Raw genomic sequence first — 6,101 nt, 5'->3', positions numbered from 1 at the left:
GTGCCACCGCTGCGAGTAACGTTAATCGTCGCCACGCCGCCTTCAGCCACCGTGTAATTTGGTTGGGCGAACTGGAAAAGACTTGGAGACGTCGGAGTCGGAGTGGGCGCCACAGTTGTTGACACCACATCATTAATCGTCAAAATTGACGGATTACTGACATTGCCACCGAAGAGCACCAAATTCACCGTTTCCGCCGATTCCGAAATCGCATCAGTCAAAGTCGGCACGGTGAAACTAGCGGTAGTTTGCCCCGCAGCAAAATTCAACACCCCCGTCACCGAAGTGTAATCTGCAGCAGTGCCTGAACTTGCCGAACCGTCAAGAGTCTGGTAGTTAATCGATGCAGCCGCCGTGCCACCGCTGCGAGTAACGTTAATCGTCGCCACGCCGCCTTCAGCCACCGTGTAATTTGGTTGGGCGAACTGGAAGAGACTTGGAGATGTCGGCGTCGGCGTCGGCGTCGGCGTCGGCGTCGGTGTCACATCAATGCCTTGATATTGAATACTCCGCACTAGGTAGTCGGAACTATCGTTTTTGAAGGAGGTAGCGGCGTAGGCAGCGGTGGGGTTCGCGTAGGCTGTGGCGGAGAACCGCAGTTCGTCAAAAGTAAGGCCGGTGAGAGAGTCTCCTACTATTTGCAATGTGAAATTGCCATCGGTACGATCGCCAATGAAAGTCACTCCATCTGAAGACACACCGAGCGGTTTTGGAGTGGCAGGAGCGCTGAGGCGAGTGATCGTAAAATTGCTGGCCGATACCCGCGCCCCATCCTTAAAGAGTTGCAGCGAACCAACTTCATCGCCTTGATCGTCGGCTGTAGTAGAACTTGATTTGGGAAATAATCCACTGAGGTCGATCGTGGCGCTAGTGATATCTTTATTATCTGCCCATTTCACCTTCAGCACCTGAGATAGATTGGTGTTGGGGTCAAAGTTGATTTCCGCCCGACTTTTAGTGGCGTCGGTAAACCAACCACTATAAGAGCCGTAGACACCAATACCACCGGGACTGCCGTAGCTCAACCCGCTTTTAGAGTCGTTCGTTGCTAACGTGAGGTTGCTGATGGGAGCAGGGTTAGTGTAGTTCGTTTCAAAGCCATCAAAAGCTATCCCAGACAGTTGGATGCCTTGATTCTGGGCGGCATTCGGCCATTGTGCAATTAGCTCACTGACACTGCTGTAATTAGTGCTTGTACCCAAAGAACCAGTGAATGAAGTAGCCATAGCTTCTCCTTTGATGATGAGTAATTAAGAATTAGAAGTGACAGAAAACCAGAGGTTGGGCTTTCTTGTAGCGATCGGTCACTGCAAGAAAAATTTCCTCATACGTGCAGGGAAATCAAGTAAAAATGCTTGCCCAATCAGCATCTGAAGGTATTATTGCCCCTGATAAAATGTTGAGTGTAAATAATTACACCTACTTACACCTATCTACATAGGAATGTTTAACTTTCATCATCAGTAGGTTTGATCCGGAAAAAGTGCGATCTTTTTTTCAGCCCTATAAAAAGTGGGTTTTCCACATCTGTAGAGGAGAGCTGAAATCCCACATTCCGGGCCCCAAGAGGCAGCGTTCACTGGTTTAGCGGACAAAAGTGAATCAGCAGAGACACTTATGAGTAAAAATACTCATAATTTTATATGTCTAGGCATAACAAAGTTGGGGATTCCTGAAAATTGAGGTTCGGGCCTAAGTTAAATCTGATTGCCTTAAAAATGCGATCGCTAAAAAACCAAGTTTATTGGTGATCCTTCATGTGATTGACGATCGCTAAAAGATGTCAAATCGGTTCTAGACTACTGCCAGAGTGACAAAATAGGGTTAATCGTACTAAAGCAGGAATTATGCACTTATCCCCCTCTGATTTGTCAGCGGCAACTCTACAATAAACTCAGTTCCTTCGCCAACCTGACTGACGCAACCGATCTTGCCGCCGTGAGCTTGAACAATTACCTGATAGCAGACTGAAAGTCCTAAACCAGTACCTTTACCCACAGGTTTAGTAGTAAAAAATGGATCAAAAATCTTGTCTTGAATTTCCGCAGGGATGCCAGTGCCCGTGTCGCGGACAGAGATTTTTACCCAGTCCGGATCGCTTTGCCAACTGCGGATGGTTAATTCCCCCGGTTTGCTCGTTGACTGGAGCGCATCTAAAGCATTGTCAATCAAATTATAAAATACTTGGTTGATTTGACTGGCATGACATTGGACGGGCGGCAAACTGCCGTATTGCTTGTCTATTTTGATATTGGTTTTTAGCTTATTTTGCAGCATCAAGAAACTGCTTTCTAAACCTTCATTCAAATCTACTGGTTTTAATTCAGCGTGGTCTAAACGAGAAAAATTTCGCAGGGTCATCACGATCGAGCGAATCCTCCCGCTTCCTTCCCGCATTGAATTAAGCAGTTTACCAAAGTCTTCTCGAATGTAATCGAGTTCTAGTTCTTCATTGATTCTGACAATTGCCTCCGCTGCTTCGGGGCAGGCATTACCTACCTGTTCTAGAGCTTCGTTCAACGCTTTAAAATATTCTTGAGCGTGAAACAAGTTAGCGTGGATGAAATTGTTGGCGTTGTTAATTTCGTGAGCAATTCCCGCTACCATTTGCCCCAAACCTGACATTTTTTCGCTTTGAATCAATTGCTGCTGCGCCGATCGCAATTCTTGGAATGCTGCTTGCAATTGCTGGGTTTGAGCTTGAGATTTGACCGCAGCTTCTCGGACTTTGCTGTAAAGTTCTGCTTGCTGAATGGCGATCGCCATTTGGTTGGCTATCTGGGATAGCAACTCCATTTCTTGCCACTGCCAATTGCGGGTATCCCGGCACTCGTGAGCAATCAGCAAACCCCACAGCCTACCGGGAAATTTAGGATTATAGCTTCCGGCTGTTTCGGGCGAACTTTCTTCAGTTCTCGATGTAACAATTGGCACGATCAGATTAGCTTTTACCTGCAAGCTATCTAAGAAATCAACGTGACAAGGCTCTAAACCAGCATTAAAAATATCATTAATGGCTTTGACTCGCCCTTGCTGGTAAAGATCGGCGTAATCTCCGCGGAAACACTTATCCGCCCCCATATCCCCTAAAATTGAAGGCCAAGGGATGACCATATCTTCAACAACAACTTTTCCTTGCCAGTTGTCTTGAAACTGATAAATGATTACTCGATCGCACTGCAACATTTGGCGGACTTCTCTCACCGCTGTTTGTAGGATCGTTTCCAGATCTAGGGTACTGCGAATTTGGTTGCCGATCAGCCGCAGCAGGGATTCTCGTTCGGCTTGGCGCCTGGTTTTGCTATAGAGTTTGGCTTGATTGATCGCGATCGCCAATTGCGATCCTACCCCTTCTAAAAGCTGCCTTTCCCAATCAGTCCATTCCCGTTCGCGATCGCACTGATGCAAGCCAATTATGCCATTCACTTGACCTTGATAGCGAGTAGCTACTGCCAGCATTGACTTAATCTCCAAAGCTTCGGCAATTTTTCGGGTTTGTGGATTCAATCCCGGAAAATCGAGAAACTTCGTCACTGCTAGCGAATCTTGCTGAGACACGACGGCAGCCAAATGCGGGTTGTCAGTCATCGGTACTTTCATACCAAGTTGAATCGGATAGTCCCCCGCGTTGTACTCTCCGCGCGTGACTAAAGTTTTTTCTGTATTTGATTCTTTGACTAAAATGCTCACGCGACTGCATTCTAAGGCTTGCCCCAACAATCGGCAGGCTGATGTCAAAATTTCTTCTATGTCAAGTGTACTGCGAATTTCGTTATTAATTTGGTTCAGCAAGTTTGATAACTGAACTTGCTGCTGCATCTGCACGATTAGGGCTTTTTGTTGGTCTACTTCCGGCAGCGAAAGACTTTCTTCCTGCCTCCAGTTTTCAGATTCAGGCAACCGCGAAGTTACTCTCTGCCAGGGGTTTTCGTGTTCTTGTATTTTTAAAGACATATTTACTCAGGAGTTGTACAGTATTTTGATTGAGTCGGTTTTTTAAACCTATGCTTACCCCGCCAACAGCCCCATCGCAGCTACCAGGACTTTTGGAATATCTTAAGACATTATAAAGGATGCAGCCTGAGCAAAGCAATTATTTGCTTTACAAATATTTATATTTAGCAAGTATGCCCTCTGTCGCCCACAATACTAATTGGCGCGTGGCATGGAACTTGGTCAAATGTCAAATAGAGTTAACCGCCCGCTTAACCGAATAAACTTAATATAAAATCTATCTTTAGTTTAATGTTTGGGCGCGCTCTATCTACATGGAAAACTCAATTCCCGACAATTTTAGTTCGCCACCAAGAACCGACAACCTTATATCTGGATTAATAGGTAAAGACCAGATTAAAATAGCTTTGGCGATCGGCAATTCCCGGCTGCACTGGGGATTATTTGTGGGCAAAACCCTGGAGAAAACATGGGATACAGAGCATCTCAATGCTGATGCTGTTTCCCCGCTCTCCGAGGAGGAAAAGGCAGAATATTTGGTGCAAATAGTAATGAGGTCGATCGAGGAAGTATCTTCTCACAATCTCCTTTGTCTTCCTACTACTCCCGCTTTTTCTAGTCCTCACACACTTTCTTTAGTACCGCTGCCTCTAATTTTGGCCTCAGTAGTTACCCCCCAAACAGCAATTTGGCAGAGTTATCCTAATGTCCGAATTATTACTTTAGACCAGTTGCCGATCGGAGGACTCTATCCTACCCTGGGAATTGACAGAGCTTTGGCTGTACTGGGCGCTGGGAACCAATTGGGTTGGCCAGTTTTACTTATAGATGCTGGTACAGCTTTAACATTTACTGGGGCTGATGTCAATAGGTATTTAGTTGGGGGCGCAATCTTACCAGGTTTGGGTTTGCAGTTATTGTCGCTCGGTAAAAAAACTTCTGCATTACCTTTGATCAGTTTACCACAAAATCTGCCGCACCGCTGGGCGAAAGACACTGCTGGGGCAATTCAAAGCGGAGTTGTGTATGCGACGGTGGCAGGAGTTAGGGATTTTATTGAAGATTGGCGGTGTTTGTTTCCTGATAGCAAATTTGCGGTCACGGGGGGCGATCGCACTATGCTTTTAAAATACCTCACCGCAGCCTTTGCTGATACAGCCGCAGGCTTAATTGACGCACCCGATGCTATTTTTTGGGGAATTAGCTTGTTAATTGTTGACTGTTAACTGTTGACTGTTGAGTGTTACCAATTCCCAATTACAAATTACCAATTCCCAATTCACTTAGCAAATTCCCGAATATACTTAGCAAGAACATCCGGGACTTCCTGCGGCAAATTGCTTTCCCCCGGACTGACCAATTGCAGTTCGGCATTAGGAGCCAGAGCAGTATAGGATTGACAGAGAGAGGAAACTGCGGGAGTATCTTCAGAACCGTGTAACACCAAAACAGGCGCTTTCAGCAAAGGCAAATTCTCATCAACTAACTCCGCTGTAATTTCAGTCCGCCGCCGCTGAAACAGCAACTGCACGGCAACTGGGGACTGCATCAACTGCTGCCTGAACTTTAGCAGTCCGTCAATCTTTTTTTTGCTACCCAGCAACTTAGCAATTGGATAGATCGATCGCAGCAACCAAAAAGCGAGGGGTGGTTGGCCGATCAGCCAGCTAGCCGTCTGCCACCGCCCTCGCCGATTGCCAACCTTGACACCTTCTGGGGCCAACAAGACCAAACCCTGAACTCGATCGGGATATTTGATAGCGTAGCTGGTGGCCACCCAACCACCCAGAGAATGAGCGATTAAATAAACCTCTCGCAGCTTCAAAGTATCGAGGTATTGGGCGAGACATTCTACTTCCAGGTCGATCGAATAATGAAGATTCGGGCGTTCCGAGTCGCCAAACCCCAGCAAATCCGGTGCGAAGCATTGGTAGTAGGGACTCAAATGTTCGATCGTCCTCAGCCACTGACTGCTGTCCTGCCAAGAACCGTGCAAAAATACTAAATTCGGGCCTTGACCGACTTCGTGCCAGAAAATTTGCCCTACAGAGAGTTTGACCCGAGAATTGCGTAGCGGTGAGTACATCCGGTTAAATATTTAGTAATAAAAAGATGATTAATTTAATGTTCAGAGATTGTGAATAAAA

The 6,101-nt window shown here is 46.3% G+C and carries 4 protein-coding genes; 1 reads left to right on the top strand and 3 read right to left on the bottom strand.

Features of this window, described 5'->3' with window-relative positions:
* Both QUA53_RS02805 and QUA53_RS02800 read right to left on the bottom strand, forming a co-directional pair.
* Positions 1-1,226: Calx-beta domain-containing protein (locus QUA53_RS02805; RefSeq protein ID WP_333094820.1), on the bottom strand; the 1,226-nt coding region annotated here is incomplete at its 3' end.
* Positions 1,227-1,845: 619 nt separating this feature from the next.
* Positions 1,846-3,954: a GAF domain-containing protein gene (locus QUA53_RS02800; protein WP_333094822.1), complete on the bottom strand. Its 2,109-nt coding sequence runs from the start codon at positions 3,952-3,954 to the stop codon at positions 1,846-1,848.
* 314 nt (positions 3,955-4,268) lie between these two features.
* Between QUA53_RS02800 and QUA53_RS02795 the strand changes: the two genes are divergently transcribed.
* Positions 4,269-5,180 carry a pantothenate kinase gene (locus QUA53_RS02795; protein WP_333094824.1) on the top strand — a complete coding sequence of 304 codons (912 nt, stop codon included), beginning with the start codon at positions 4,269-4,271 and terminating at the stop codon, positions 5,178-5,180.
* A 53-nt stretch (positions 5,181-5,233) separates the two neighbouring features.
* Here the strand turns inward: QUA53_RS02795 and QUA53_RS02790 are convergent, their stop codons facing one another.
* Complete coding sequence (locus tag QUA53_RS02790) at positions 5,234-6,040, bottom strand: alpha/beta hydrolase (protein WP_333094825.1); 807 nt, start codon at positions 6,038-6,040, stop codon at positions 5,234-5,236.
* Positions 6,041-6,101 lie beyond the last annotated feature (61 nt).

The organism is Microcoleus sp. Pol12B3, assembly GCF_036701355.1.
Classification (GTDB): Bacteria; Cyanobacteriota; Cyanobacteriia; order Cyanobacteriales; family Microcoleaceae; genus Microcoleus.
The sequence above is the reverse complement of the archived record's forward strand: the minus strand, read 5'-3'. Positions and strand labels throughout refer to the sequence as shown.

What these genes read in the sequence shown, in the direction of transcription:
- QUA53_RS02800 (WP_333094822.1), bottom strand. Translation starts at nt 3,954, where the DNA reads ATGTCTTTAAAAATACAAGAACACGAAAACCCCTGGCAGAGAGTAACT.
- QUA53_RS02795 (WP_333094824.1), top strand. Translation starts at nt 4,269, where the DNA reads ATGGAAAACTCAATTCCCGACAATTTTAGTTCGCCACCAAGAACCGAC.
- QUA53_RS02790 (WP_333094825.1), bottom strand. Translation starts at nt 6,040, where the DNA reads ATGTACTCACCGCTACGCAATTCTCGGGTCAAACTCTCTGTAGGGCAA.